The following is a 1,112-nucleotide window of genomic DNA, read 5'->3' as shown; positions in this document are numbered from 1 at the left end:
CTGAAGGCCGATTGCAGGGATTCGTGATCGATGTGATTGCGGTAGACGGCGGCTGCCTGTGTCCGGTTGTGCACCTTGAGCTTGCGAATGAGATTATGGACATGGACCTTGACCGTGTGGTCGGACAGGCTGAGGCGGTCGGCGATGGTTTTGTTCTGCAGCCCTTCGGAGAGCAGCTCGAGAATTTGATGTTCGCGCAATGTCAAAGTATCGATCGGCTTGGCGGCGGACAGATGCGCCCGTTTGCCGTCCGCCAGAGACGGCTGCTGATGGCGGGCATGGCCGTCCTTTGCCAGTTTTTCCAGCGACTGCATGACGCCGTAGGGGTAGTATTCGCCGCCATTGAGCAGCAGCCATATGGCAGCCAGCCAGATGTCGAGTTTCAGCGTGAACGGAAGCAGGCCCTGGATTCTCCGGTCGCAGAACAGTCTGTTCAATCCCTGCGATGCACATCCATCGCCATTGATCATCAGCGTGATGGATGCATTGGGAAAGCATATCCGGCAGCGCTCGATGCAGTCGGGAAGATCGGTGATCAGCTCCGTCTGCAGGAGGACCAGGCCGATGCCCGGATCGGGATCCTGGGCATCGGGAAGAAAGCTCGACAGCGTTATCCGGATATCGGCGAATGTTCTTTCCAATGACTTGACCAGTCCCTGGAAAACGACCCCTGTTTCAGCATAAATGAAGATGCTGTTGTCGGATTTGCTTTCAAAGTTCTTTCCGGGTTCGCTATTCATGCATTCGCTTAGGTTAAAAGGCACATTACTATTCATGCTTGCCCCCATTTTTGACAGGAATAGACCTGTAAGTTTTTGTTTTTTCGTTATTTTTCGCGCGTAATTCAAAATGCCCGTCCGCGCGGCAATGCCCATTCGGCATTAATAAAGATTAAGTTAATTACTTGGGAGTGACGCGGGCGTGACTTGCCTAGGCTGATTGATAGTCTGGAGCGGTTTCGGATAGGCCGGATAGTTTGCTTGACGCGGCCCAGGTCATGATTTTGATAGTTCCAAGTTTTTACTTGGGCAGAAAATATAGTCTGATGGGCTTGTTCTGCTTAAACCTTTTGCAGGCATTGGCGGGCACGCACCCGAAGGACGCACCGTGCG

The 1,112-nt window shown here is 53.0% G+C and carries 1 protein-coding gene; it reads right to left on the bottom strand.

The genetic code is table 11. From position 1 onward, the window contains the following. Nucleotides 1-740 (bottom strand): helix-turn-helix domain-containing protein (locus ACTJJ7_RS28020; protein WP_440969498.1); only part of this gene is annotated, 740 nt, incomplete at its 3' end. Nucleotides 741-1,112 lie beyond the last annotated feature (372 nt).

This window comes from Phyllobacterium sp. 22229 (genome assembly GCF_052056495.1).
Classification (GTDB): domain Bacteria; phylum Pseudomonadota; class Alphaproteobacteria; order Rhizobiales; family Rhizobiaceae; genus Phyllobacterium; species Phyllobacterium myrsinacearum.
The sequence above is the reverse complement of the archived record's forward strand: the minus strand, read 5'-3'. Positions and strand labels throughout refer to the sequence as shown.